We start from the raw sequence: 25143 nt of genomic DNA on the forward strand, positions 1-25143 counted from the left end.
CCGCTTCTTCATGAAGCCACGATGAAGCCGGACGGCGTGGCGGAATGTCCTCATCGCAACTTCATCAACGGCGACTACACCTGCTTTACCCACTTAGAGGTGATGATGGGTGTAAGCCTGATGGCATCTCCGTACGGGGAGAGGATGGTGGCGACCGTGCGAGTGCTGGTGGTCGAGGACGAGCCAAAAATGGCCGCCCTACTCCGCCGCGGCCTGGTCGAAGAGGGCTACGCGGTCGACATCGCCGCCGACGGCCCGAGCGGCTACCACGCCGCAACGGTCTGTGACTACGACGCCGTCGTCCTCGACGTCATGCTGCCGGGAATGTCGGGGTTCGAGGTCTGCCAGAAATGGCGCCGCCGGCAGAACTGGGTGCCGGTGTTGATGCTCACCGCCCGCGGCGCCGTCGTCGACCGAGTCGCGGGGCTTGACGGCGGCGCCGATGACTACGTCACCAAGCCCTTTCACCTCGATGAGCTCTTCGCCCGACTGCGGTCGCTCATTCGCCGCGGGCCGACACCGCGACCCACGGTATTGACCGCCGGTGCGTTGCGAGCCGACCCTGCGGGCCACCGATGCTGGCGGGGTGATGTCGAGATTGAGTTGACGGCAAAGGAGTTCGGGCTCCTGGAACTGCTGATGCGCCGACCCGGCACGGTGCTCACCCGAGACCTGCTAATGGAACACTGCTGGGACTTCGCGTACGAATCACGTTCCAATGTCATCGACGTTCACATCCGCGGGCTCCGCGACAAGATCGACCGGCCATTCGGGACGCGCTCCATCGAAACCGTCCGTGGGATCGGTTACCGTATGCGCGCCGACGGCGGCGGTGTGCCCGAGAAATCGAGCCGATGATCCGGCGCTGGCCGATCCGGATCAGGCTCACCGCCGCCTTCACCGTCGTGACGGGGCTGCTGTTATTCGCGGTGGCGAGTCTCACGGTTGCCCACACCAAGGGATCGCTCGACACCGCGATCACCGAGTCCCTGTCCACCCAACTGGCCAACCTCGGTCCGATCGCGGCGGACGACGATCCCGTACTGGCCGGAGGCGATCCCGACACCGCCCAGCAGATCGTCGGCCCGGAGGGTCGGGTGCTGGCGGCGACCTCCAATCTGGGCGGGCAGAACGCGCTGACGACCTCGCAGCTGGCGAGCGCCCGCCGCGGGATACTGGTCACCGATCAATCGCGGCTCGGCAACCTGCCGGCGCCCGTGCGCATGGTGGCCGGTCCGGCGCCCGGAGGACGCGTCGTCGTCGCGGCCCAAAGTCTCGCCGACCGGGACGCCGCGGTCGCGGATCTGCGCAACGAGCTGGCGGTCAGTTTCCCGCTGTTGCTGTTGGCCACCGCCGTCGGCGCATACCTCCTCGCGGCCGCCGCGCTTCGGCCGGTCGAACGGATGCGTAACCGGGCGGCCGGGATCAGCGCCGGCGACGCGGACGCCCGGCTGCCCGTACCACCGGCCCGTGATGAAATCCGTGATCTCGGAACCACGTTCAACGAGCTCCTGCAGCGGCTGCAAGACGCGCTGGAGCGCGAAAGACAGTTCGTCGTCGACGCGGGCCACGAACTTCGCACCCCGCTGAGCCTGCTGACCACCGAACTCGAGCTCGCCCTGCGGCGCCCGCGCAGCAACCCCGAGCTCGTCGACGCATTGAGCTCCGCCCTGCAGGAAACCACTCGGCTGTCCCGCTTGGCCCGCGACCTGCTCGCGGTCGCGGACGCGGGCAGGCGGCCCGACCCGCCCATTGTCGACCTGAGCACCGCCCTGGCCGCCATCGGCGAGCGCTACCGGCGTAGCCTGGGCGATCGTCTTGTAATCGACTGCCCTGCAGGACAATACATCCGCGCCCACCCGGACGATCTGGATCGGGTCATCGGCAATCTCATCGACAATGCCGCCCAGCACGGCGCCCCGCCGATCACCATCCACGTCCGGACGGCCGCCGACGGCGTCGAGATCCACGTCGCCGACCAGGGGCCCGGATTCCCGCCCGGCTTCCTCCCATACGCTTTTCACCGATTCAGCCGCGCCGACACCGCACGGACCGCCGGGGGCGCCGGCCTTGGATTGGCCATCGTCGACACCCTCACGCAGCGCAACGATGGCACGATAACCGCCGAGAATCGCGTCGGCGGCGGCGCTGAGATCGCCGTCAGGTTTTCGCGCGGGCCGGGTAAGTGATCTAGTATCTGCGTATGCATGCAGGTAAGCGGGCAACGCGCTGATGAATACCCATAGCGGGCACGATCACGACCACCACCATGGTCCCGGTCATGAGCATGCCCATGGGCTTCGCGGCCTCGTGACGCAACTTTTCCTCCCGCACAGCCACGACGCCGCCGACAGCGTCGACACCGCGCTGGAAACCAGCGCGGTCGGGATCCGGGCGGTCAAGATCAGCCTGCTCGGGCTGGGCGCAACCGCTTTCGTACAGGTCGTCATCGCCGTCGTTTCCGGGTCCATCGCCCTGGTCGCCGACACCATTCACAACTTCTCGGACGCGTTTACGGCCGTCCCGCTGTGGATCGCGTTCGCGCTGGGTCGCCGTGCCGCCACCCGGCGCTATACCTACGGCTACGGGCGCGCCGAGGATCTGGCGGGCTTGTTCGTCATCGGCATGATCGCGATGTCGGCCTTCGTCGCGGGCTACGAATCGATCCGGCGCCTGTTTCACCCCGTGCCCGTCGGGCACCTCGGCTGGGTCGCGGCCGCGGGTCTGATCGGCTTCGTCGGCAACGAAGTCGTCGCCGTCTATCGGATTCGGATCGGTCGCCGCATCGGCTCGGCCGCCCTCATCGCCGACGGCCTACACGCGCGAACGGATGGATTCACCTCTCTGGCCGTGCTTTTCGGAGCAGGCGGTGTCGCCCTTGGCTACCCGATAGCCGACCCGATCATCGGCCTGGTCATCACGCTGGCGATCCTGGCGGTGCTGCGCGGGGCGGTCCGTGAAATATTCCGCCGGCTCATGGATGCCGTGGACCCCGAACTCGTCGACACCGCCGAAGCGGCACTGGCCGCCCGGCCCGGTGTCCGCGGCGTGCGGAGCATCCGGATGCGCTGGATAGGGCATCGCTTGCACGCGGACGCGGAACTCGACATCGATCCCGGCACCAGCCTCGAGGAGGCCCACCGCATCGCTCATGACGCCGAGCACGAACTGACGCACGCCGTGCCAAGGCTCAACAGCGCGCTCGTCCACGCCTACCCGGCGCACCACACGGAAGAGGCGGTCTGAGCCCCTGCCGCTGCCGCGTTTTCAGGCGTCGATCACCAGGCGACCGCCGTTCGCCCGGGAGACGCAGACCAGCATTTCGCCGTCGCCCTCCAGGGCGCGGCCGCGTCGATCGACCCGTCCCGCAAGAACTTTCACCTTGCAGGTCCCGCAGAAACCTTGTTGGCACGAGTACGCCGCGGTCGGATCGGAATCGAGCATGACGTCCAGCGCCGACCGGTTCGCCGGGACGCCGAGCACGCGCCCCGACCTGGCGAGCTCCAGCTCGAACGGCACACCGTCGACGACGGGCGACGGCCCGAACCGTTCGTAGTGCAGCGGCGCGTCGGCGTGTTCATCGCGCGCCCTGCGCACGGATTCGAGCATGGCGGTCGGCCCGCACACGTACACGGCCGTCGCCGGCCCGGCGTCGGCCAGCAGTTCCTCGACGGTGGGGATGCGGCCGCGCTCGTCGTCGGCCCAGACGGTGACCCGCTCGGGCGCAATAGCCAGCACCTCGTCGAGCAGCGGCATGAACTCCCGGCTGCGCCCGCAATACACGGCGCGCCAGTCGATTCCGCGGCGCTGGGCAAGTCGTATCATGGGCAGGATCGGTGTCACGCCGATGCCGCCGATCACGAACAACACCTCCCGCTCGTCGGTGACGAGGTAGAAGGCGTTGCGGGGGCCTTCGAACTCGAGCGTTTCGCCCACGTCGAAGGTGTCGTGCATTTCGATCGAGCCGCCGCCGCCGTCGGCGATCCGCCGCACCGCGATGCGGTAGTCGGTGCGCCGCCCCGGCGGACCGCACAACGAATACTGGCGGCGGCGGCCCGAGGCCAGCCGGACGTCGATGTGCGCGCCGGGAGTCCACGACGGCAGCAACCCGCCCCGGGCGTCGGCGAGGGTCAGGGCAACCACGTCGGGCGTGAGGAGCTCGCGCTGGGTGACCACCGCGGTGTTGGTCCGTTGCACCGGCACGACCCGCGCCGGAGTCCACCGCGACGCCGACGCGAACCCGCCGAACAGGGTGCCCACCCCCCACAACGCGGTGTACAGGCGATCGCGTCTGCGGCGACCGTAGAGGTCGGCGGGCCTGCTACTCCAAATCGCATGCGTCACAACGGATGTCCTATGCCTGTCGGATGTCGGTGCCGGCGACCTGGTTGACCCACTCGCTCGTCAGCCGGGCGATGACGTCGGGATGCGAGGACACCACCCAATGTCCGCCCTCGATGTCGACGACCCTGCCGTGGGGCGGTATCGAGCCGGTGAACCGCTGCAGGGGCGGCGAGACGAAATAGTCGTGGCGCGCCGCCAGCACCTGCACCGGGACGGCCGTCTGCGGCAGCTGCTTCGGCGGAGCCAGAAACGGCGCCGGCATGTTGGCGCGGTACAGGTTGAGACCGTTGACATAGTCGCGGATCGACCGGGTGGGCGCCGCCCGCCTCCGGCCCGTGCCGCGCGGGCGGCCGATCAGTTCGACCCCCGCGAAGACCGCCACCGACGCGCGGGACCAGATCGCCAGCTCCGGCACCGCCGGGCACAGGAAGAACCAGATGTACGACGACGCCAGGGCCTGCTTGAGCACGTCGAACACCCCGTGGGCGGTGCGCGGGGACCGAAGGAACCTGCCCGCGTAGTTCAGGTGCGGGCCGGAGATCGACGTGAACGAGGCGACCTTGGGCATCACCGCGTCGTCGGTGACCGCGGCCCACGCCTGGATGGAACCCCAGTCGTGGGCCACCAGGTGTACCCGGCCCACCCCGAGGCTGTCGATCACCGCGCCGACATCGGAAACCAGTTGCGGGAGGCGGTATCCCGAGCGCCTGCGCGGCTTGGACGACTCGCCGGCCCCGCGCACGTCGTAGGCCACGACGTTGAACCGCCCGCCGAGTTCGTCGGCGACGCCGTCCCACACGTGGTGGTTGTCCGGGTAGCCGTGGATGGCCAAGATCGTCGGGCGTCCCGGATCGATCTCCGAGCGGGCATGAACGGCCAGCGACACGCCGTCGGAGGCGATCACGGTGCTGGATTGAGTCATCTCTCGCATGCCCTCAGTGCGCCGCGCGGGCCGCGGGCGATCGGGCCAGGTAGTCGACTGCGCGTCCCAACCCGCCCAGTTTGGACGGATGGAAACTGGGTGTGTAGTAGGCGCCGATGACCCGCAAGAACTGGAACGGCCCGGGCACCAGGCCCCGGCGCGCCGCGCTGAAGTAGTCGCGCCAGCGCGGCTTGGTGCCCGGCGGCAGGTAGGGGTCGACCGAGTACATGAACCGCACGCCACGGATGAACAACCACAGCAGCGCCGGCGTCACCAGCAGCTGGGTGCGCACCTGGCGCCAATAGCCGGCCCCCAGGTGCTTCATGGTGTCGAAGGCGACCGCCTTGTGTTCGACCTCTTCCGCGCCGTGCCAGCGCAGCAGGTCCAGCATCACCGGGTCGGTGCCGAAGGCGTCGTGTTGCGGAGTGTCGAGGATCCATTCGCCCAGGATGGCGGTGTAGTGCTCGAGGGCCGCCACCATCGACACCCGCTCGACCAGCCAGCTCTGCCGTCGCCGCCGACCCCAGCCGGGCCGGTCGCCGATCAGTTGGGAGAACAGCCACGCCATCTGGTCGGTGAACGGCGTGACGTCGATGCCCTTGGCCGCGAAATGGTCCAGCACGCCCGAATGCGCCTGGGAGTGCATGGCCTCCTGGCTGATGAAGCCCTGCACGTCCAGCCGCAGCTGATCGTCTTTGATCAGCGGCAGCGTGTTCTTGAACGCGTCGACGATGAACTCCTCGCCGGCGGGCAGCAGCAGGTGCAGGACGTTGCAGAAGTGGGTGGTGAAGGGCTCGCCCGGCACGTAGTAGAACGGCAGCGTCGCCCAGTCGAAGTCGACGTCACGCGCCTGCAGGACGATCCGCTCGTGGTCGAGCGATGCGTCATGCGGCCCCGTGGCCTGGTCATCGACGGTGAACATGGTGGACCCCCTTGAGTCAGGCGCTGCGCGCCTCGTCCTCAGCCTCGGTGATCAGGCGCTCGCTACGCAAGAACCGGACCAGGTTGTCGACCGTCTCGGTCAGGGCCGGTTCGCGCAGGCGGATATCGGCCAGGGCGCGCGCTCGCTGGTATTGGGTGTTGCCGTAGCGCTTGTCCCGCATCGCCGCGATCTTGTCCGCCGAGCGCGTCAGGAAGTCGACCAGCGGGTAGATCGGGTCCCTGGGCGTGCACCGACGGTTCATCTCGGCGGCGAACGACGGAATGTCGTGGTAGTCGAAGCGGTAGCCGTAGCGCTCCGACAACACCCGGGTGATGTCGGTCAGGTTGTAGTAGTCGTCGGCCGTCATATTAAAAACGTTGCCGCACACGGTGTCGTCCTTCGGCAGGTCCATCAGCGCCACGATGTGGTCGGCGATCAAATCCGCCGGCAGCAGGCTGAGCTGGTTGAGCGCGTCGGCGGCGACGCCGTGCTCGATCATGAACGCCACGGTGCGCACCAGGATGTCGTCCTGGCTGCCGAAGCCCGCGCCGGTCGGTGAGATCAGCGAGGGCCGGAAGATGCGCACGTCGAGCCCTTGCCGCTGGGCGGCGAAAGCCAGCTGTTCGGCGACCCACTTGGTCTGCGAATAGCCGAAGTCCAGGGCGTTCATCTCCAGGTTCGCGTCGGACTCCCCGACCACCGGTTTGACGCTCCACCCGTAGATGAAGGTGCTGGACACCAGGTGGAAGGTCTTCCGGTGCCCCGTCATGGCCAGCCGCAACAGCTCGTGCGTCCCGGCCACGTTGGCGGGCCGCAGGGCGTCGTAGGTGCGCACGTAGTTGACGAGGGCGCCGTTGTGGACGACGGCGTCGACGCTCCCGGCCAGCCGCCGGAACCCCGCCTCGCCCAGGCCCAGCTGCGGCTCGGCGAGGTCTCCGCAGACCACGCGCACCCGCTCCCGGACCTGCGCTTCCAGGGCTGGAGACCACAGCCGGGCCTTGCGCAGCGACGCGACGATCCGGTCCAGCCCGTGCGCGGTGTCCGTGGCGCGGATCAGGGTGTGCACGGTGTGAGACGTGCGGCCGAGCAGGCTGCTGACCAGGAACGGCCCCAGGAAGCCCGTCGCCCCCGTCAAGAGGATGTCGCTGGGCGTGCCCGGCCGCGCCGGCGGTAGCGCCGGCAACCGAAGCTGGGCGTCGGCCCGCATCCGCGCGACCTCGTAGGCCTCGTACTCGGCCGAAATCTGGTCCAGCGCCTCGCGCAGCGCATCCAGCGGTTGCCCGGACCCCTCGCCGAACTGCCGCATGAGCCGGAAGAACTCGGCCACCGTCAGCCGCTGGAGCAGGCGCGTGTTGACGTCTTCGGCCAGCTCCGCGGCGCCGTGCTCTTCCAGCAGGGCCTGCAGGTCCGCCCGCAGCTCGGCGAGCGCCAGCGAGTCGATGCCGAGGTCCGCGAAGGAGCAGTCCTCGTCGCCGGTGAGGTCGTAGCTCTCGATCAGGTTGCGGAACCGGTCCAGTGGGCCCGCACCCTCCTGCGCCGCATCGTGGGGCTGATGGGTGTAGGTGGCCAACACCGGTAGTTGACCATCCAGCCAGAGCTGGCGCGTGGACGAGCGCCGGATCTTCCCCGAGGTGGTCTTGGGGATGCTGTGCGCGGGCACGAACGCGATGGCGTGCGGGTCGATGTGGCCGTGCCGGCGGATGGCCCGCGCCAGTGCCTTGCCGTCCGGCAGCGCGTCCGCGTCGCGGACCTCGGCCACCACGGTCAGCACTTCCTGCTCGTCCTGCTCCACCGCGAAGGCGGCGACACAGCCACCGCGGACCTGCGGGGCCGACCGCTCCACGATGCCCTCGATGTCCGAGGGGTAGCAGTTGACGCCCCGCACGATGATGAGGTCCTTGCTGCGGCCGCAGACGAACAGCTCACCCTCGTACAGGAAGCCGAGGTCGCCGGTGCGCAGGTAGGTGTGCACGTCGTCGCCGGGGATGCGGGCGGCGAAGGCCTCCGCCGTCAGTTCCGGGCGGTTCCAATAGCCGCCCCCCTTCGAGGGCCCGTCCAGCCAGACCTCGCCGACCCGGCCCTCGCCGAGCGCCTGCCCGGACTCCGGGTCGACGATCCGGACCACGTTGCCGTCGATGGGCTTGCCGCAGCTCACCACCGGGACCTGGTTGCGGTTCTCGGGCTGCGCCTTTTCGACCCGCGCAAGGTTCTTCTCCAGGGCGCGCTTGTTCAGCGCCAGCGTCTGGCGTCCGCGAAGCGAGACGATCAGGGTGTTCTCCGCCATGCCGTAGGCGCCGGTGAGCGCGTTGGGCTCCAGGCCGTAGGGGGCGAAGCGCTGCCGGAAGCGGGCGAACGTGCTGGCGCGCAGCGGCTCGGCGCCGACGACGATGCTCTGCAGGCTGCTCAGGTCGACCCCTTCCAGCTCGGACGTGGGCAGCTTGTCCTCCCGCAGGCACAGCTCCAGGGCGAAGTTGGGCACCGGGGTGTGGGTGGCGCGCACGTCGCTGATCAGCCGCAGCCACGCCGAAGGCCGCTTGAGGAAGTCCAGCGGCGACATCGCGTGCGTCGTCCCGCCGCCGAGCAGGACGAAGAGGTATGCGGAGATCAAACCCATGTCGTGGTGTTGGGGCAGCCAGCTGACCAGGACCTCGCCCCCGGTGAAGGCCGAGGCGTTGGCGATGACGTTGGTGTGGGTGACGACGACGCCCTTGGGGTCGCTGGTGGAGCCGGAGGTGTATTGCAGGAAGAGCACCGGAGCCGGTGTGTCGGGGACGGGGGCGCCGCCGAACTCCTGCGTGCCATCGGTTCCGAACCACGGCAGTTCCGGGGGACGCTGGATCTCCGGCCACGGCGACTCGCTCTCGAGGTGATTGACCAGCAGGCGGTAGTCGTACTCGAACTGCTTGGTCGACAGCACCGCCTTGGCCTGGCAGTCCCGCGCGATGAAGGCGAGTTTGGCCAGTCCCGACTCGAACGACATCGGCAGCGGTGGGCTGACCGGCACGGCGATCAGCCCGATGCGGGCGCAGGCGTAAAACGCCGCGACCATCTCCAAGCTGGGCGGGTAGACCAGCAGCACGCGATCTCCCCGGCGCAGCCCGGCCTCCGTCGCCAGGTAGGCGGCCAGCTCACGTGTCCGCTCGGCGAAAGTCTGGTAGGTGTAGTGCTCCTGCTCCCGGCCCTCGGCGTCGACGAAGCGGAAGAGGGTCTTGTCGGGCGTTAAAGCTTCCCACTTGTGCAGATGATCGATGAGCGTCTCCATCGCAGGAGCCACCCCCTTCTGGGTTCACTATGAGCGATAAGGGCTTTCGTACCAATGGATAAATCCCAATGTAACGCCGCTGGAGCAGCCCAGGCAAAGTAAGCAGGCGCATTTTGGGCGGTGCACATTAATCTCACAGCATAGGCTTGGCTACGGTGACTGACTTCCGTCGAACAAGGGCGTAACTACTGACCTCAGTATCCGCGATAACGGTCCCTACCAGGTGATTCCACCGGACAGCGCTCCGCCCACACGGACATACTGATGTTTGTATTTGCGCGCTTCCTGAATTTGCGCTTCGCAAATCGCACGTGATTCGGGCCTCATTTCGTATCGCCACCGCAAACGACGTAAATCCATCCAATGGATATGGAGCTCCCGCGCGGGGATGGCGGCATGAAAGTGATTTCCGCCACGGCCTTCCGGCGCCGGCGTTGCTGATCTACTGAGATACGCAGTCAGCCGGTCCGGGCGACGCGGATGAGCGGGCCGGCGCGGGCCACCAGCCTGGTGACGCCGACGTATCGTTCGCCGTCGATGATCGGCGACAGCGGCTCACCCTCGGCCTCGATCACCATCTCACGTCCGTTGACGTCGCGTACCCGACGGCCGTGGACCGTCCCGTTGGTGAGCGCCGACGGAAGCTGCGTGACGATCCTGGACGGCCTGACCTCGCCGGCCTGAAAGTGCAGCGCACCGGGGCTTTCGGCCTTCGGGAAAAGCCGGAACGGCCCGCCGATCCGCAGGTCGATCGCACCGGCGTGCAGCAGGCGGTGCGTCCGCGTCGGAACCTCCTCACCGTCGATGACGACTCGGGCGCGCGTCGGCGCGAACAGCACGGACGCGTAGTTGGACGCCTGCGAGCGCCCGACCTTCGACGCCAGATAGTCACGGAACGACCGACCGATCACCTTCGCGACTTCGCCGCGGCCGTGGTCGGGCTTTCCGTAATACATGTCGTAGAACCGGTTTCCGACGCCGCCGGCGGCCAGCCCGAAGCACAGCCGGTGGAACGGCGCGCCGTCCGCGGTTTCGCCGTCGAGCCGCAAGGTGTCCAGGCGGATCTCGGGCGGGGGGCGGTCGGCCGCCGCGGCGGCCGCCAGCCGGCGGACGACGGCGTCGGGCCGCCCACGAACCCGTGCCTTGCGGGCGACGGCGTTGACGCTGCCCCCATTGGTGGGCACGAAGGCCGGCCAGCGGTCGGGATCGCTCTCGCAGCGCTCGATCTCGTTGATCAACCAGTGCAGCGCGCCGTCGCCGCCGTCCCCCACCAGGTGGGTGACCCGCGGGTGAAGCCGGTCCAGGGTCTTGCCGAGCTCCTCGATGGACGCCGTCTCGTGCACCTCGCCCCACGGGCCGACGATGCGGCGCAACTCGGCGACGCGGTCGCCCCGCCCGCGGCGGTTCCGGCGCGCGAGCGGATTGACGATGACACCTAGATACATCCGTGGCGTCCGGGTGAGTTTCCGCTGGCCATCCCACGCACGATACCTGCGGCGTTCGGATGGACGAGATCACGTAGTTAGGGTGGGCTGCATGCCGGGTTGGACCGCAGCGCAGCTGCCTTCGTTCGCCGGACGCACCGTCGTGATCACCGGGGCCAACGCCGGCCTGGGCGAGGTCACCGCCCGCGAATTGGCGCGGGTCGGTGCCCGCGTCGTGCTGGCGGTGCGCAACACCGAGAAGGGCAAGGCCGCCGCCGAGCGGATGACCGGCTTCAAAACCGGCCAAGTCGAGGTGCGCCAGCTCGACCTGCAGGACCTGGGCTCGGTGCGGCGCTTCGCCGACGAGATGGGCACGGTCGACGTGCTGGTCAACAATGCCGGCATCATGGCCACCAAGCACGCGGTGACCGCCGACGGCTTCGAGGGTCAGATCGGCACCAACCACCTCGGCCACTTCGCGTTGACCAACCTGCTGCTGCCCAGGCTGACCGACCGGGTGGTGACGGTGTCGTCGCTGATGCACCACTTCGGTTACATCAGCCTCAGGGATTTGAATTGGCGGTCCCGCCCGTATTCGGCGTGGCTGGCCTACAGCCAGTCCAAGCTGGCCAACCTGCTGTTCACCAGCGAGCTGCAGCGGCGCCTGGACGCCGCCGGTTCCGGGCTGCGCGCGGTGGCCGCCCACCCGGGCTGGTCGCACACGAACCTGCAGGGCAATTCCGGCCGCAAATGGGGCGACGCGGCGGTACTGGCCGTCGACCGCATCGTGTCCACCGACGCCGATTTCGGCGCCCGGCAGACGCTGTACGCCGTGTCGCAGGATCTGCCGGGGAACACCTTCGTCGGCCCGCGCTTCGGTCTGTATGGCCGCACCCAGCCGACCTGGCGCAACTGGCCCGCCAAGCGGGCGGGCACCGCCGCGGCGCTGTGGGACCTGTCCGAGCGGCTGACGGGCACCGCGTTCCCGCTCCCGGCGGGCGGTTTGCCGTGACACGACTAGATTGGTGGCATGTCGAGGGCTGATCTGGCGGCGATTCTTGCCCTGTGCGCCGCACTGGCGTCGGCGATCGGCAACGTCGTGCGCCAGCGTTCCGCGCAGGAGGTCACCGACAAACCGGTCGGGCACCTGGCGCTGTTCGGCATGCTGTTGCGCGATACCCGTTGGTGGATGGGCGGTCTCGGCGACATCGCCAGCTACATTCTGCTGGCCGCGGCCCTGGACAAGGGCTCGGTGCTGTTGGTGATGTCGCTGCAGGTGACCTCGCTGCTGTTCGCCCTGCCGCTCTATGCGCGGATGAGCCGCCACCCGGTCACCCGCGGCGAGTGGATGTGGGCGATGTTGCTGACCGCGGCGCTGGTGGTCGTCATCGCGGTCGGCCAGCCGGTGGGCGGCCAGGAGCGCGCCGCGGCCCAGGTCTGGTTGATCGTGGCCCTGGCGATGGCCCCGCCGCTGCTGTTGGCGATGCTGGGCGCCCGCGTCTGGTCGGACCGCCCGGCGGCGGCCGTCTTGCTCGCCGCGGTCGCCGGCTCGTTGCTGGCGGTGTTCGCAGTGCTGATGAAGGGCGTCGTCGACATCCTCGAACACAACCCCGACCAGTTGTGGAGCAGACCCGAGCTGTACGGCTGGGTGTTCTGCGGGGCGGCCGGGATGGTGATTCATCAATCGGCCTACCGCGCCGGCGCGCTGACCGCCTCGTTGCCGACGATCATCGCCGCCAAGCCCATCGTGGGCGCGGTGCTCGGGATCACCGTGCTGGGCGAGACGTTGGACGCGCACGGCTTCGATTGGGTGGTACTGGCGGTGGCGGCGGTGTTGGTGATCGTCGCGACGGTGGGCCTGGCCCACGGTGAGGCCGCGACAGTGTCGGCGGGCGCGGGTCGCGACGTCAGAATCGCCGACGAGCCGGAAGCGTCTCCGCAACGCTTGAGCGGGTAGCGATGGCCGGTACCGACTGCCCCGCAGTCCAACTGCCGTTGCCGCGCCCTAACGTCTTGGCTCTCGCGCCGCAATACCATGCGCTTCGCCGCGACGCGCCGCTTACCGGGGTTTTGACGCCGACGGGTCGGCCGGCGTGGCTGGTGACCAGCTATAAAGAAGCCCGCGAGATTTTCGCCGACGCGGCGCGCTTCGGTCTTCACGCCCCGGTGGATCCAAAGGCCTTGGGAGACAACCCTTTCGAACGTGACATGGCGAGAATGGTCATGGCCTACGAAGGTCAGGTAACGAGAATGCGGAAGCTGATGCTGCCGTGGTTCGCCCCAAAGCGGCTCGCGCCGTTCAGTGGCCGGATCCAGGAATTGACCGACGGCTGCTTCGACGACATGGCCGCGGCGCACGACCGCCATCCCGGCCAGCCCGTGAACTTCCATGACCTGGTGGGATTCCGGCTTCCGGGCCTGGTGATCTGCGCCATGCTGGGTGTCCCCGACGCGGACCGCGACCACGTGATCGGCCTGTCGGGGCGCCTGGGCAGCACCGCCGACGCCGATGACAAGATGGCCGCCATCGCCGAACTCCGGCAATGCGTAACCCGTCTGCTCGAGACCAAGCGGCACGCCCGCGGCGAAGACGTCTTCTCGCATCTGTTGGCCGCTCAGGATGCCGATCCCCACCTGCTCTCCGATTCCGACCTGAGATACTTCGCGGTGGGCCTGGTCTCCCCCGGTCACGAAACCATGGTGGCCCGAATGGACTTCGCGGTGCTCTACCTGCTCAGCGAGCCGAGCCGGCGGGATTGGCTGATGGCCGACGTCGGCGCACGGTTGGACAAGACCGTCGAGGAGATCCTGCGGATGACCTCGCCCCACCACACGGGCCGGCCGCGGTACGCGCTCGAGGACGTCGAGATCGGCGGTGTCACCGTACGCCGCGGCGACCTGGTGATCGTTTCCGAAGGGGCGGCGAACCGCGACCCATCCGTGTTCGACGACCCCGACGTGTTCAACCCGGACCGAATGCCCAACGGCCACATCGCCTTCGGTCATGGGCCGCATTACTGCATCGGGCAGAACCTCGCGCGCATCGAGCTGCGGATGATGGTCAGGTCGCTGTTCCAGCGGTTCCCGGACATCCGCCTGGCCGTCGACGTCAACGATCTCGAGATCATCACCGACCGCATCGACGGCGGTGTCGCGGCCGTTCCGGTCACCTGGTAACAGGCGGCCGCGAGCTGGTGGTGGCAGGTACAGGATTCGAACCTGTGAAGCTTTCGCGACGGATTTACAGTCCGCTCCCATTGGCCGCTCGGGCAACCTGCCGCCAGACAGGTTACAACGAGGGGGTAGACAAAGCACAAACGGCCATCACGGGATGAAGGGACGGATCGAATGGCGGACTCATCGTTCGACATTGTCAGCAAAGTCGAGCGCCAAGAGGTCGACAACGCACTCAACCAGGCCGCCAAGGAGCTGGCCACCCGCTTCGACTTCCGCGGCACCGACACCACGATCGCGTGGAAAGGCGACGAGGCTATCGAGCTGACGTCGTCCACCGAGGAACGCGTCAAGGCGGCCGTCGACGTCTTCAAGGAGAAGCTGATCCGCCGGGACATCTCGATGAAGGCCTTCGACGCCGGCGAGCCGCAGGCGTCCGGCAAGACCTACAAGGTCAGCGGCACCCTGAAGCAGGGCATCGACAGCGAGCACGCCAAGAAGATCACCAAGCTGATCCGCGACGAGGGGCCGAAGGGCGTCAAGACGCAGATCCAGGGCGACGAGATCCGCGTGACGAGCAAGAAGCGCGACGACCTGCAGGCCGTCATCTCGATGCTCAAGCAGGCGGACCTGGACGTCGCGCTGCAGTTCGTCAACTACCGCTAGGCGGGCGGCGGCTTCGGGGGCACCGCGGCCGCGAGCGTAACCTCACCGCGAAATTGCGCCCGATTTTTCGCATTGTCGTTACGCTCGCGCTCGACGGGCGATTACTGGCCCGGCCAACCGGTGGGTGCCTAATGTAGTGACCAGCCCCACAATGTGAGCGAGGTTCACGATGACCGTGACTCCCCAGGAAGCCGGCGCCCCGGTACCGACCGAGGCCGAGTACTCGGACGTCATCATCGTCGGCGCCGGCATCTCCGGCATCGACGCGGCCTACCGGATCAGCGAGCGCAACCCGCAGCTGACCTACACCATCCTGGAGCGGCGCGCACAGATCGGCGGCACCTGGGACCTGTTCCGCTATCCGGGCGTGCGCTCGGACAGCAGCATCTTCACGCTGTCCTTCCCGTTCGAGCCGTGGACGCGCAAGGAGGGGGTGGCCGACGGTGTCCACATCCGCGAGTACCTGGTTGCCACGGCGCGCAAGTACGGCATCGATCGTCACATCCGGTTCAACGCCTACGTCCGCTCGGCCGACTGGGATTCGGCCACCGACACCTGGACGGTCACCGTCGAGCAGGACGGCGCGCGCAAGCTTTACCGCGCCCGATTCCTGTTCTTCGGCAGCGGCTACTACAACTACGACGAGGGCTACTCCCCCGACTTCCCCGGTATAGAAACGTTCGGCGGCACGGTGGTACACCCGCAGCACTGGCCGGAGGACCTGGACTACACCGGCAAGAAGATCGTGGTGATCGGCAGCGGGGCCACCGCGGTCACGCTGCTGCCCTCGCTGTCGGACCGGGCCGCCAAAGTGACCATGCTGCAGCGCTCCCCGACCTACCTCATCTCGGCCTCCAAGTACAGCAAGGTCGCCGCCGCCGCGCGGAAAGTGCTGCCCCGCAAGCCGGCTCATCTCGTCGTCAGGATGTACAGCGCGCTCACCGAGGCGGTGTTCTTCGCCCTGTCGCGCAAGGCGCCGGGGCTGGTGCGGTGGCTGCTGCGGCGCAAGGCGATCAGTAGCCTGCCCCCCGGCTATGACGTCGACACCCACTTCAAGCCGCGGTACAACCCGTGGGACCAGCGGATGTGCCTGATCCCCGACGCCGATCTGTACAACGCCATCACCGCCGGCCGCGCCGACGTGGTCACCGACCACATCGACCATTTCGACACGAGCGGCATCGCGCTGAAATCGGGCGCGCACCTCGACGCCGACATCATCGTCACCGCGACCGGCCTGCAGCTGCAGGCCCTGGGGGGGACGGCGATCAGCCTGGACGGCAACGACGTCAAGACCAACGACCGCTTCGTCTACAAGGCGCACATGCTCGAAGACGTGCCCAACCTGTTCTGGTGCGTCGGCTACACCAACGCGTCGTGGACGCTGCGCGCCGACATCACCGCTCGGGCCACGGCAAAGCTGCTGGCGCACATGGCCGCTCACGGCTACACGCACGCCTACCCGCATCGCGGCAACGAGCCGATGACCGAGAAGCCGTCGTGGGACATCAACGCCGGTTACGTGTTGCGGTCGGTGCACGCGTTGCCGAAATCGGGCACCAAGCGGCCGTGGAACGTGCGGCAGAACTACCTCGCCGACGCCATCGATTACCGCTTCGACCGCATCGAGGAGGCGATGGTGTTCGGGCGGGTTTCCGATCGGGAGGCGTTGGCGGGCTAGGGCCGGCGCTCGGCCGGCTCACCCGGCAGAGATCTGCTTCCCGCAGTTCGGGCAGAACCTTTCGGCGGGATGGTGCTCGGCGCCACAGCCCGCGCAGAAGTGGGGTTCGGCTGCCGTCGACGGTTGTGCAACGGCTATGCCCGCAGGCTGCGCGGCGCCGGGCGGTTCCGGCGTGCCCGGCACCGGCGCCGGTGCAACGGGCGGCGCGGGCTGCGGGGCGAAGGGTCCGGCTTGCGGCCCGCCCGCCGGGAACTGCCCGCCCGGGACCGGCTGGAAGCCGGTCACCCCGGCTGGGGCCGGCCGCCGCCGACGGGTTGTCACCACCACCAGGACGACACCGGCGCCCACGGCGAGCAGCAGCGCAACGCCGCCCAGGAGGTACCACCGCGATTTCGAGCTTCCAGACGCCGACACATCACCGTACTGCGCCCGCAGATTGACCGCGTTCGTCTTCAGATCGGCCACCCCGGGATAGTCGGGTGACATCGACAGGGCCTGGTCGAAATGTTTGATCGCGTCGGTGTAGTGACCCGTGTAGTACGCGTCGAGCCCTTTGCGGTAGGACACGTCGGCGGGCCCGAGCGTCGCCTTGACACCCTTGCCCGCCAGGACCGCGGCCAGGCCGTCCGCGGGCGCGATGAAGTTGAACGCCTGCGGCTCGCCGGTGGGGCCGAAGCTGTTGAGCCCGATCACCTTGCCGTTGAGCTCGATGGTCGGGCCGCCGCTCATGCCCGGGGACACCGCCGCATCGATCTCATACTCCGGAATGGTTCCCATGGAGGACTTTTTGCTGACCTTGCCGCTCTTGTTCGTCGGGTCCAGGGAGGGATCGGTGACACGCTCGGTGCTCCCCGGGAATCCCACGGCGAGAACCGAGGTGCCGATGTTGACGTCGGCGTCGGTGGCCAGCTCGGACGACGGCATATTGTGCTTCTCCACCTTCAACAGGGCGACATCGCCCTTCTCGAGGGGCTTGAAGTCGACGACGTTCGCGGGCATCTTGCCGGCGACCTTCGTCCCGGTGCCGTACAGGAGCGTGATGCTGATCTCGGGGCCCCGGTCGGCGGTGGTGCCTTCAACGTGCGCGTTCGCGCGCAGCCATTCCACCGCCCGCTCGGGATCCGCCGCCTCGGGCGAGTCCGGGAATTCGGCGATGTAATCGGCGGCGGCATGCCTGAGGATCGCGCTCTTGGCTTCCTCCGGGTCGACGCAGTGGCCGGCGGTCGCCACCCAGCCGTCGGGATTCACGACGAAGGCGGTGCAGCCCCAGGCGGCATCGAAGGCCCTGTTGACGTTGGGTTCGCTGTAGTGCGGCAGGAGGTCGCCGTTGGGTAGCCGGACCCACCCGGCGGCTTCGGCGGCGAAGTACATCACGGCGGGCCGGATCATGGCCGCCGCCCTTTCCTCCGGGTTGGTCTGCGGGCGACCGCCATCGGCGGACGCGATGCCTGGCGACCCAAGCAGCGAGAGGGCAGCCGCAGACAGCAAGGCCAAGCTGCGGCTCGGCAGGCGCCTCTTGGTCACGAGGCCGGCTCGGCGGGACATGGCTTCTCCTTGATGGTTGTTGACCATGACGATCCGATGCGGCACACCGCGGGGCTAGGGACAGAAGTCCCCGGCTGCCGGGCCATTGGTTCGTGAACTGCTTCTAAATCGTTGGTGTCGGCAATACGCTGATCGCCATGGCGGCACAGATGCGCGAACCCAACGTCGTTGTCCTCGGTGGTGGTTCCTGGGGAACCACGGTGGCGTCCATCTGTGCGCGCCGGGGACCGACGCTGCAGTGGGTGCGCTCGGAGGAGACCGCAAAGGACATCAACGAGAACCACCGCAACAGCCGTTACCTTGGCGACGACGCGGTGCTCAGCGACACCCTGCGCGCCACCTCCGACTTCGCCGAGGCGGCCAACTGCGCCGACGTCGTGGTGATGGGCGTTCCCTCCCACGGGTTCCGGGGCGTGCTCACCGAGCTGGCCAAAGAGCTGCGGCCCTGGGTGCCGGTGGTGTCTTTGGTCAAGGGACTCGAGCAGGGCACCAACATGCGGATGTCGCAGATCGTCGAGGAGGTGCTGCCCGGTCATCCGGCGGGAATCCTGGCGGGTCCGAACATCGCGCGCGAGGTCGGCGAGGGCTACGCCGCGGCGGCGGTGCTGGCCATGCCCGACCAGCATCTGGCGACCCGGCTGTCCGGGCTGTTCCGCACCCGGCGTTTCCGGGTCTACACCACCGACGACGTCGTCGGGGTGGAGATGGCGGGGGCGCTGAAGAACGTCTACGCCATCTCGGTCGGGATGGGCTACTCGCTGGGCATCGGGGAGAACACCCGGGCGCTGGTGATCGCCCGCGCCCTGCGCGAGATGACCAAGCTGGGGGTGGCCATGGGCGGCAACCCCGACACCTTCCCCGGCCTGGCCGGCCTGGGCGACCTCATCGTGACGTGCACCAGCCAGCGCAGCCGCAACCGGCATGTGGGTGAGCAACTGGGCGCCGGCAAGCCGATCGACGAGATCATCGCCTCGATGAACCAGGTCGCCGAGGGCGTGAAGGCCGCCAGCGTGATCATGGAGTTCGCCAACGAGTTCGGACTGAGCATGCCGATCGCCCGCGAGGTCGACGCGGTGATCAACCACGGTTCGACCGTCGAGGAGGCCTATCGCGGCCTGATCGCCGAAGTCCCGGGCCACGAGGTGCACGGTTCGGGCTTCTGAGCTGGCCGTGCGGCGACGCGGAATTTAAATCTTTGCGTTCCATATGGGCTTGACCCATCGGCTTGACCCGGCGTTTGCCAGCAAAATACCGTCGACGAAGCAGCCAGGGGTTCCCGGCCGCGGCTCCATGGGTCCGGACGGGTTATAACTTGCTGTGCGCCAAGGTGTTACGCCGACGTAATACAGCGCCACTCGGGGCGGATATCGGAACATCCCCCGCTAACTCCTAACGAGGGACGAGACCGATGCAGGACATCGAACAGCTCGGCAATCAACCTCAAGGCCACGGCACGCACGCGCGCAAGGACAGGGTGCGATCGATCATCCGCCACGACCTGCCTTCGTCGCTCGTGGTCTTCCTGGTCGCACTCCCGTTGTCCTTGGGCATCGCGATCGCTTCCAACGCCCCGGTGCTCGCCGGCCTGATCGCCGCGATCGTCGGGGGCATCGTGGTCGGCGCCATCGGCGGGTCACCGCTGCAGGTCAGCGGCCCCGCCGCCGGGCTGACCGTCGTCGTCGCCGACCTGGTCTCCGACTTCGGTTGGGGCGTAACGTGTTTGATCACCGTAGCCGCGGGCGCGCTGCAGGTGTTGTTGGGACTCAGCCGCGTCGCGCGGGCGGCCCTCGCGATCTCACCGGTGGTCGTGCACGCGATGCTGGCGGGCATCGGCATCACGATCGCGCTGCAGCAGGCGCACGTGTTGCTGGGCGGAAAGTCCAAGAGCACAGCCTGGCACAACCTCATCGGGCTGCCGGGTCAGATCATCGGCGCGCATCGTCCCGGGGTCATCCTCGGCGTGCTGGTGATCGTCATCCTCGTCGGGTGGCGGTGGGTTCCGGCCAAGGTGCGCCGCGTTCCGGGCCCGTTGGTCGCCATCGTCGCCGTGACCGTGGTGTCGGTCGTCTTCCCGTTCCACGTGCGCCGGATCGACCTCGAGGGGTCGCCGCTGGACGCGCTGCAGCTGCCCGACCTTCCGCACGGCAATTGGGGCGCGGTTGCGATCGGAGTGATCACCGTCGCGCTCATCGCCAGCGTCGAGAGCCTGCTGTCAGCGGTGTCGGTCGACCGGATGCACAACGGGCCGCGCACCGACTTCAACCGGGAGTTGGTGGGACAGGGCGCCGCCAACATCGTCTCGGGCGCCATCGGCGGGCTGCCGGTCACCGGGGTGATCGTGCGCAGCTCGACCAATGTCAACGCCGGCGCCCGATCCCGGGCCTCGGCCCTCCTGCACGGCGTGTGGATCCTGCTGTTCACCGTCCCGTTCGCGGAGCTCGTCGAAGAGATCCCCACCGCCGCGCTGGCCGGACTGCTCATCGTCATCGGCGTTCAGCTGCTCAAGCCGGCTCACATCGAAACCGCAATGAAGCACGGCGATCTCGCCGTGTACGTCGTGACCTCGGTCAGCGTCGTCTTCCTCAACCTGTTGCACGGCGTGATGATCGGTCTGGCGCTGGCCATCGCGTTGACCGGTTGGCGGGTCATCCGCGCCAGGGTTGAGGCGAAGCCGGTCGACGACGAGTGGCAGGTGGTGATCGAGGGTGCGGCGTGCACGTTCCTGGCGCTTCCGCGGCTGACGCGGGTTCTGGCGTCGATCCCCAGCGGAAGCGTTGTCACCGTGGAGGTTTCGGTGCACTACCTGGATCACGCTGCGCATCAGGCGGTCAGCGACTGGCAGCGCCAGCACGAGGCCAACGGCGGCGCGGTCCGGATCCGGGGCAGGCTGGAGACGGGCCACGCGGCTCGCAGGGATGCAAGCGAGCTGATCGAACGCGAAAGACCCGGGGCCGCAGCCTGATCGGGCACCGGGCTAGCTAGTCCCACCCCGAGAGGCCGAAGGTCTCGCTCGGCGCCCGCCCGCTGAGTTTCTGGACTATCCATTGGTTCATCGGCACGCCCTGCTCGATGGCTTCCAGCGCGAGGCGGGCATGCAGCTGCGGTGAGGTTCTGACGAGGATTCTCCCACTGTAGCGGCGTTCGGAAAGCGGTTCGGGGGGCACCTCTCCGGTTTCTCGCAGGGCTTCCACGTGGACCTTGACAGCCTCCTCGATGGCGGCCACGGCCTGGGGCGCCGTCGGCGCTTCGCGCCTCATGTAGGGCAATTCAATGCATACGCCCAGGTATTCGTTGTAGTCGGGCAACCATTGCGCGCGGTAGGTGTAGCGGTCCACGCGGGACTTGATAGCACGGGCGATATCAAATCGGGGAGTCACTCATCCCCAGCTGAGGGGGCGTGCGGCGGGCGGGGTGGCGCGGGCGTCGGGCGGGTGGCCCGGCTCTCCAGACCATGTGGCTCACTCAAAATTTGATAGCGCGGGTGATATCAAAAGATCGGCAACCCACTCGTACCGCGGAGAGCGTCGACAGCTAGCCGCGCGCCATCGCCTCCAGCCGCCGGATGCGGTCTTCGATCGGCGGGTGCGTCGAGAACAGCGACCCGATTCGCTCGCCCGCCCGGAACGGGTTGGCGATCATCAGGTGCGCCTGGCTGGCGAGCTGCGGCTCCGGCGGCAGCGGGGCCATCTGCACCCCGCCGGAGATCTTGCGCAGCGCGGACGCCAGGGCCAACGGGTCGCCGGTCAGCACGGCGCCGGATTCGTCCGCCTGGTACTCCCGTGACCGGGATACCGCCAGCCGCACCACGGTCGCGGCGATCGGGCCCAGCAGCGAAACCAGCAGCAGCGCAAAGGGATTCTCGCCGTCGCGGTTACCGCCGAACATGCCGGCCCACATGGCCATGTTGGCCAGCGCGGTGATGATCGACGCCATCGCGCCGGCGATGCAGGAAATCAGGATGTCGCGATTGTAGACGTGGGAAAGCTCGTGACCCAGCACCGCGCGCAACTCACGCTCGTTGAGGATGCCCAGGATGCCGGTGGTGCAGCAGACGGCGGCGTTGCGGGGGTTGCGGCCCGTCGCGAAGGCGTTGGGGGCGTTGGTGTCGCTGATGTAGAGCCGGGGCATCGGCTGGTGCGCGGCGGTGGCCAGCTCGCGCACGATCCGGTACATCACCGGCGCCTGCAGTTCGGACACCGGTTGCGCGTGCATGGCCCGCAGCGCGAGCTTGTCGCTGTTGTAGTACGTGTAGATGTTCATCCCGACGGCGAACAGCACCGCCAGCAACATGGCCGTCCTGCCGAACAGCGATCCGACAAACACGATCAACGCGGACATACCGACCAACAGGGCGAAGGTCTTCAGCCTGTTGGCATGGGGATGCCAGGTCATCGGTGTCCTCCTCGGAGCACTCAGGAATTGACTACTACAGCCAATTGAACGCCCGAGATGGGTCGTTGGGTTCCGCAACCCGCTACCCGTGCCGGCTGATGGTGTAGTCGACCAGCGTTTGCAGCGCGCGCCGGCCGGCCACGTCGGGCAGAAGGGCCAGCTCGTCGCGGGCCTCGCCCGCATATTCGGCCAGCGTCTGCTTGGCCTTCGCCATGCCCGGGGACGCCCGCAGCAGGGCGAGGGCCTCGGCCACCGCGTCGTCGTCGTCGATCGGACCCGCCAGCAGCTCCCGCAACCGCGCCGCGTCGGGGCCGGGTTCGCGCAGGGCGTAGAGCATCGGCAGGGTGTGCACGCCTTCGCGCACGTCGGTGCCGGGCAGCTTGCCCGACTCGTGCGAATCGCTGTCGATGTCGATGATGTCGTCGGAGATCTGGAAGGCGGTGCCCACGATGCCGCCGAGGCGGCTCAGCCGCTCGACCTGCTCCGCGTCGGCGCCCGAGAACATTGCGCCGAACCGGCCGGCCGCGGCGATCAGGCAGGCGGTCTTCTCGTACACCACCTTCAGGTAGTGCTCGATCGGGTCCACGCCTTCGGCCGCGCCCGTCAGGCCGCGCGTCTCGCGCATCTGGCCCGTTACCAGCTGGGCGAACGTCTCGGCGATCAACCGCACCGCCTCCGGTCCCAGCAGGGAGACCAGCCGCGACGCCGTGGCGAACAGGTAGTCCCCGGCCAGGATCGCGATGTTGTTCCCCCATCGGACGTTTGCGGTGGGCGCGCCGCGGCGCACCTCCGCCTCGTCCATCACGTCGTCGTGGTAGAGCGTCGCCAGGTGCACCAGCTCGATGACCGCGCCGGCGATGGTCACATCGTGCGCCTCGGGGTTGGGCCCGATCTGGGCGGACAGCACCGTGAACAACGGCCGGAATCGCTTGCCGCCGGCCTTGAACAGGTGCGTCAGCGAGTCGGTCATCACCTCGTCGGCGCTGCGCAGCTCGGTGTCCATCAGCTGCTCGATCCGCCCGACGCCGTCACGCACGGCCGCCGCGAACGCGGCGTCGCCGAAGTCCACGCCCGCCACCACCGTCGCCGGAGTACTCACCCGACCAACATACTGGTGAGCGTGGAGACCAAAGCCGACCTGGTGGTCGTCGGAGCCGGGCCGGCCGGTTCGGCGGCCGCCGCGTGGGCCGTGCGCGCGGGCAACGACGTGCTGGTCATCGACTCCGCCAGCTTTCCGCGCGACAAGCCGTGCGGTGACGGGCTGACACCGCGCGCCGTCGCCGAGTGCGAGCGCCTCGGGCTGGGCGAGTGGCTGGACACCCGCATCCGGCATCGGGGCCTGCGGATGAGCGGATTCGGTGGCGAGGTGGAAGTCGGCTGGCCGGGCCCGTCGTTCCCCTCGACCGGCAGCGCGGTGGCCCGGCTCGAGTTGGACGACCGCATCCGTAAGGTCGCCGAGGATTCCGGCGCGCGGATGATGTTGGGAACGAAAGTCGTTGCGGTTCATCGTGACTCGTCGGGGCGCGTGATGTCGCTGACGTTGGCCGACGGCACGGAGGTGGGCTGCGGGCGGTTGATCGTGGCCGATGGGGCGCGGTCTTCACTGGGCCGCAAGCTGGGCCGGCGCTGGCATCAGGAGACGGTGTACGGCGTCGCGGCCCGCGGATATCTAGCCACCGCGCGCGCCGACGACCCGTGGCTGACGTCGCATCTGGAGCTGCGCGGACCCGACGGCTCCAAGGACAAAGTGCTGCCCGGCTACGGCTGGATCTTCCCGCTGGGCAACGGGGAGGTGAACATCGGCGTCGGGGCGCTGTCGACGTCGAGGCGGCCGGCCGATCTGGCGCTGCGACCGCTGATCGACCACTACACCGACCTGCGCCGCGACGAGTGGGGCTTCGACGGGCCCCCGCGGGCCGTGTCGTCGGCGCTGCTGCCGATGGGCGGCGCCGTGTCCGGGGTGGCCGGACCCAACTGGATGCTGATCGGCGACGCCGCCGCCTGCGTCAACCCGCTGAACGGCGAGGGCATCGACTACGGCATGGAGACCGGGCGGCTGGCCGCCGAGCTGCTGGACTCCTGTGGCCTGTCCCAAGACCTGTCGCAGGTGTGGCCGTCCCTGCTGCAGCAGCACTACGGCCGGGGGTTCTCGGTGGCGCGCCGACTGGCCCTGTTGCTGACCTTCCAGCGGTTCCTGCCCGCGACGGGGCCGGTCGCGATGCGCTCCCCCAGGCTGATGACGATCGCGGTGCGGGTGATGGCCAACCTGGTCACCGACGACGACGCCGACTGGGTGGCGCGGGCCTGGCGGGGCGCCGGACGGCTGTCCCGGCTGATCGATCGCCGGGTGCCGTTCAGCTGAGCGCCTTTGACGTGCGCAAAAGGCCAACGGGCCTGGTAGCGGCCGCCGACAATTTTCCGCACGGTTCGGGCGCGCGGTGTATAGTCCGGCTAATGAAGGGAACGAAGCTGGCTACTATCGGCGGCCTGGCCGTCACCGCCATCGCGCTGGCCGCGCCGGCGCTGGCCTCGCCGCCGCCGTCCAACGACTACGACGCCCCGTTCAAGAACACGGTCAACGGCTTCGGCATCTATCAGCCGCAGGACCAGTTGGCGTGGCTGGGCAAGATCACCTGCGACCGGATCGGCCGGGGCGTGGACGGTGACCCGTACAAGTCGGCCAACTTCATCCAGCGCAACCTGCCGCGGGGCACCACCCAGGGCCAGGCGTTCCAGTTCCTCGGCGCCGCGGTCGACCACTACTGCCCCGACCAGGTCGGCTTCGTGCAGCGCGCCGGTACGCACTAGCTC

21 protein-coding genes and 1 tRNA gene are annotated in these 25143 nt (G+C 68.4%); 12 read left to right on the forward strand and 10 right to left on the reverse strand.

The features are described 5' to 3' along the window. Window positions 1-21: 21 nt before the first annotated feature. The 3 genes from A9X04_RS03200 to A9X04_RS03210 are packed head-to-tail and all read left to right on the forward strand — an operon-like array spanning window position 22 to window position 3246. A complete protein-coding gene (locus A9X04_RS03200) occupies window positions 22-858 on the forward strand; it encodes a response regulator transcription factor (protein WP_369828913.1) in 837 nt (278 codons plus the stop codon). Then, window positions 855-2189 carry an ATP-binding protein gene (locus A9X04_RS03205; protein ID WP_067917682.1) on the forward strand — a complete coding sequence of 445 codons (1335 nt, stop codon included), beginning with the start codon at window positions 855-857 and terminating at the stop codon, window positions 2187-2189. Before A9X04_RS03200 ends, A9X04_RS03205 begins: the two co-directional genes overlap by 4 nt. Before the next feature lie 43 nt (window positions 2190-2232). Continuing rightward, window positions 2233-3246, forward strand: coding sequence for a cation diffusion facilitator family transporter (locus A9X04_RS03210; RefSeq protein ID WP_067917684.1), 1014 nt, complete (start codon window positions 2233-2235; stop codon window positions 3244-3246). A 21-nt stretch (window positions 3247-3267) separates the two neighbouring features. On the opposite strand, the gene A9X04_RS03215 is transcribed toward A9X04_RS03210, so the two are convergent. The 5 genes from A9X04_RS03215 to A9X04_RS03235 all read right to left on the reverse strand — a co-directional run bounded on the left by A9X04_RS03215 (window position 3268) and on the right by A9X04_RS03235 (window position 10895). Then, complete coding sequence (locus A9X04_RS03215) at window positions 3268-4344, reverse strand: PDR/VanB family oxidoreductase (RefSeq protein ID WP_067917686.1); 1077 nt, start codon at window positions 4342-4344, stop codon at window positions 3268-3270. 10 nt (window positions 4345-4354) lie between these two features. Then, on the reverse strand, window positions 4355-5266 hold the full coding sequence (locus A9X04_RS03220) for an alpha/beta fold hydrolase (protein WP_197509010.1): 912 nt from the start codon (window positions 5264-5266) through the stop codon (window positions 4355-4357). Window positions 5267-5279: 13 nt separating this feature from the next. Continuing rightward, window positions 5280-6188 (reverse strand): metal-dependent hydrolase, encoded by a 909-nt coding sequence (locus A9X04_RS03225; protein WP_067917690.1) that lies wholly within the window; start codon window positions 6186-6188, stop codon window positions 5280-5282. A 16-nt stretch (window positions 6189-6204) separates the two neighbouring features. Further along, complete coding sequence (locus tag A9X04_RS03230; RefSeq protein WP_067917692.1) at window positions 6205-9450, reverse strand: thioester reductase domain-containing protein; 3246 nt, start codon at window positions 9448-9450, stop codon at window positions 6205-6207. A gap of 458 nt (window positions 9451-9908) precedes the next feature. Next, entirely contained in the window at window positions 9909-10895 is a 987-nt protein-coding gene (locus A9X04_RS03235) for a diacylglycerol kinase family protein (RefSeq protein WP_067917694.1), read from the reverse strand. Window positions 10896-10986: 91 nt separating this feature from the next. Here A9X04_RS03235 and A9X04_RS03240 point away from each other — a divergent pair, with 91 nt between their 5' ends. The 3 genes from A9X04_RS03240 (at window position 10987) to A9X04_RS03250 (ending at window position 14051) form a co-directional block, all read left to right on the forward strand. Further along, window positions 10987-11886 (forward strand): oxidoreductase, encoded by a 900-nt coding sequence (locus A9X04_RS03240; RefSeq protein WP_067917696.1) that lies wholly within the window; start codon window positions 10987-10989, stop codon window positions 11884-11886. A gap of 18 nt (window positions 11887-11904) precedes the next feature. After that, window positions 11905-12831, forward strand: a complete 927-nt coding sequence (locus A9X04_RS03245; protein ID WP_067917697.1) for a DMT family transporter — start codon at window positions 11905-11907, stop codon at window positions 12829-12831. Between the two features lie 293 nt (window positions 12832-13124). After that, the gene (locus A9X04_RS03250) at window positions 13125-14051 is read left to right on the forward strand and encodes a cytochrome P450 (RefSeq protein WP_197509012.1); all 927 of its coding nucleotides are present in this window, start codon (window positions 13125-13127) and stop codon (window positions 14049-14051) included. Window positions 14052-14069: 18 nt separating this feature from the next. Here A9X04_RS03250 and A9X04_RS03255 read toward each other — a convergent pair. After that, window positions 14070-14153 (reverse strand) — tRNA-Tyr (locus tag A9X04_RS03255). 69 nt (window positions 14154-14222) lie between these two features. Here A9X04_RS03255 and A9X04_RS03260 point away from each other — a divergent pair. After that, the gene (locus A9X04_RS03260; RefSeq protein ID WP_067917701.1) at window positions 14223-14714 is read left to right on the forward strand and encodes a YajQ family cyclic di-GMP-binding protein; all 492 of its coding nucleotides are present in this window, start codon (window positions 14223-14225) and stop codon (window positions 14712-14714) included. 169 nt (window positions 14715-14883) lie between these two features. Continuing rightward, window positions 14884-16395: an NAD(P)/FAD-dependent oxidoreductase gene (locus A9X04_RS03265; RefSeq protein ID WP_067917703.1), complete on the forward strand. Its 1512-nt coding sequence runs from the start codon at window positions 14884-14886 to the stop codon at window positions 16393-16395. An 18-nt stretch (window positions 16396-16413) separates the two neighbouring features. Here the strand turns inward: A9X04_RS03265 and A9X04_RS03270 are convergent, their stop codons facing one another. Then, window positions 16414-17940 (reverse strand): trypsin-like peptidase domain-containing protein, encoded by a 1527-nt coding sequence (locus A9X04_RS03270; protein ID WP_067917799.1) that lies wholly within the window; start codon window positions 17938-17940, stop codon window positions 16414-16416. A 137-nt stretch (window positions 17941-18077) separates the two neighbouring features. Between A9X04_RS03270 and A9X04_RS03275 the strand changes: the two genes are divergently transcribed. Next, complete coding sequence (locus A9X04_RS03275; RefSeq protein WP_067917705.1) at window positions 18078-19103, forward strand: NAD(P)H-dependent glycerol-3-phosphate dehydrogenase; 1026 nt, start codon at window positions 18078-18080, stop codon at window positions 19101-19103. A gap of 245 nt (window positions 19104-19348) precedes the next feature. After that, a complete protein-coding gene (locus tag A9X04_RS03280) occupies window positions 19349-20902 on the forward strand; it encodes a SulP family inorganic anion transporter (RefSeq protein ID WP_067917707.1) in 1554 nt (517 codons plus the stop codon). Window positions 20903-20918: 16 nt separating this feature from the next. Here the strand turns inward: A9X04_RS03280 and A9X04_RS03285 are convergent, their stop codons facing one another. The 3 genes from A9X04_RS03285 to grcC1 form a co-directional block, all read right to left on the reverse strand. Then, window positions 20919-21275: a type II toxin-antitoxin system HicB family antitoxin gene (locus A9X04_RS03285; protein ID WP_067917709.1), complete on the reverse strand. Its 357-nt coding sequence runs from the start codon at window positions 21273-21275 to the stop codon at window positions 20919-20921. A gap of 196 nt (window positions 21276-21471) precedes the next feature. Continuing rightward, window positions 21472-22332, reverse strand: a complete 861-nt coding sequence (gene htpX / locus A9X04_RS03290; RefSeq protein WP_067917711.1) for a zinc metalloprotease HtpX — start codon at window positions 22330-22332, stop codon at window positions 21472-21474. A gap of 82 nt (window positions 22333-22414) precedes the next feature. Continuing rightward, complete coding sequence (gene grcC1, locus A9X04_RS03295; protein WP_067917712.1) at window positions 22415-23431, reverse strand: nonaprenyl/(2E,6E)-farnesyl/geranylgeranyl diphosphat synthase; 1017 nt, start codon at window positions 23429-23431, stop codon at window positions 22415-22417. A gap of 15 nt (window positions 23432-23446) precedes the next feature. On the opposite strand from grcC1, the gene menJ reads away from it, so the two are divergent. Continuing rightward, window positions 23447-24694: a menaquinone reductase gene (gene menJ / locus A9X04_RS03300; protein ID WP_156764199.1), complete on the forward strand. Its 1248-nt coding sequence runs from the start codon at window positions 23447-23449 to the stop codon at window positions 24692-24694. A gap of 92 nt (window positions 24695-24786) precedes the next feature. Next, a complete protein-coding gene (locus A9X04_RS03305) occupies window positions 24787-25140 on the forward strand; it encodes a DUF732 domain-containing protein (RefSeq protein ID WP_067917714.1) in 354 nt (117 codons plus the stop codon). The last annotated feature ends 3 nt before the right edge of the window (window positions 25141-25143 follow it).

Origin of the sequence: Mycobacterium sp. E3247, assembly GCF_001667785.1 — a bacterium.
GTDB lineage: Bacteria > Actinomycetota > Actinomycetes > Mycobacteriales > Mycobacteriaceae > Mycobacterium.

What these genes read in the sequence shown, in the direction of transcription:
- A9X04_RS03200 (WP_369828913.1), top strand. Translation starts at nt 22, where the DNA reads ATGAAGCCGGACGGCGTGGCGGAATGTCCTCATCGCAACTTCATCAAC.
- A9X04_RS03205 (WP_067917682.1), top strand. Translation starts at nt 855, where the DNA reads ATGATCCGGCGCTGGCCGATCCGGATCAGGCTCACCGCCGCCTTCACC.
- A9X04_RS03210 (WP_067917684.1), top strand. Translation starts at nt 2,233, where the DNA reads ATGAATACCCATAGCGGGCACGATCACGACCACCACCATGGTCCCGGT.
- A9X04_RS03220 (WP_197509010.1), bottom strand. Translation starts at nt 5,266, where the DNA reads ATGACTCAATCCAGCACCGTGATCGCCTCCGACGGCGTGTCGCTGGCC.
- A9X04_RS03225 (WP_067917690.1), bottom strand. Translation starts at nt 6,188, where the DNA reads ATGTTCACCGTCGATGACCAGGCCACGGGGCCGCATGACGCATCGCTC.
- A9X04_RS03230 (WP_067917692.1), bottom strand. Translation starts at nt 9,450, where the DNA reads ATGGAGACGCTCATCGATCATCTGCACAAGTGGGAAGCTTTAACGCCC.
- A9X04_RS03235 (WP_067917694.1), bottom strand. Translation starts at nt 10,895, where the DNA reads ATGTATCTAGGTGTCATCGTCAATCCGCTCGCGCGCCGGAACCGCCGC.
- A9X04_RS03240 (WP_067917696.1), top strand. Translation starts at nt 10,987, where the DNA reads ATGCCGGGTTGGACCGCAGCGCAGCTGCCTTCGTTCGCCGGACGCACC.
- A9X04_RS03245 (WP_067917697.1), top strand. Translation starts at nt 11,905, where the DNA reads ATGTCGAGGGCTGATCTGGCGGCGATTCTTGCCCTGTGCGCCGCACTG.
- A9X04_RS03250 (WP_197509012.1), top strand. Translation starts at nt 13,125, where the DNA reads ATGCGGAAGCTGATGCTGCCGTGGTTCGCCCCAAAGCGGCTCGCGCCG.
- A9X04_RS03260 (WP_067917701.1), top strand. Translation starts at nt 14,223, where the DNA reads ATGGCGGACTCATCGTTCGACATTGTCAGCAAAGTCGAGCGCCAAGAG.
- A9X04_RS03265 (WP_067917703.1), top strand. Translation starts at nt 14,884, where the DNA reads ATGACCGTGACTCCCCAGGAAGCCGGCGCCCCGGTACCGACCGAGGCC.
- A9X04_RS03270 (WP_067917799.1), bottom strand. Translation starts at nt 17,940, where the DNA reads ATGTCCCGCCGAGCCGGCCTCGTGACCAAGAGGCGCCTGCCGAGCCGC.
- A9X04_RS03275 (WP_067917705.1), top strand. Translation starts at nt 18,078, where the DNA reads ATGGCGGCACAGATGCGCGAACCCAACGTCGTTGTCCTCGGTGGTGGT.
- A9X04_RS03280 (WP_067917707.1), top strand. Translation starts at nt 19,349, where the DNA reads ATGCAGGACATCGAACAGCTCGGCAATCAACCTCAAGGCCACGGCACG.
- htpX (WP_067917711.1), bottom strand. Translation starts at nt 22,332, where the DNA reads ATGACCTGGCATCCCCATGCCAACAGGCTGAAGACCTTCGCCCTGTTG.
- A9X04_RS03305 (WP_067917714.1), top strand. Translation starts at nt 24,787, where the DNA reads ATGAAGGGAACGAAGCTGGCTACTATCGGCGGCCTGGCCGTCACCGCC.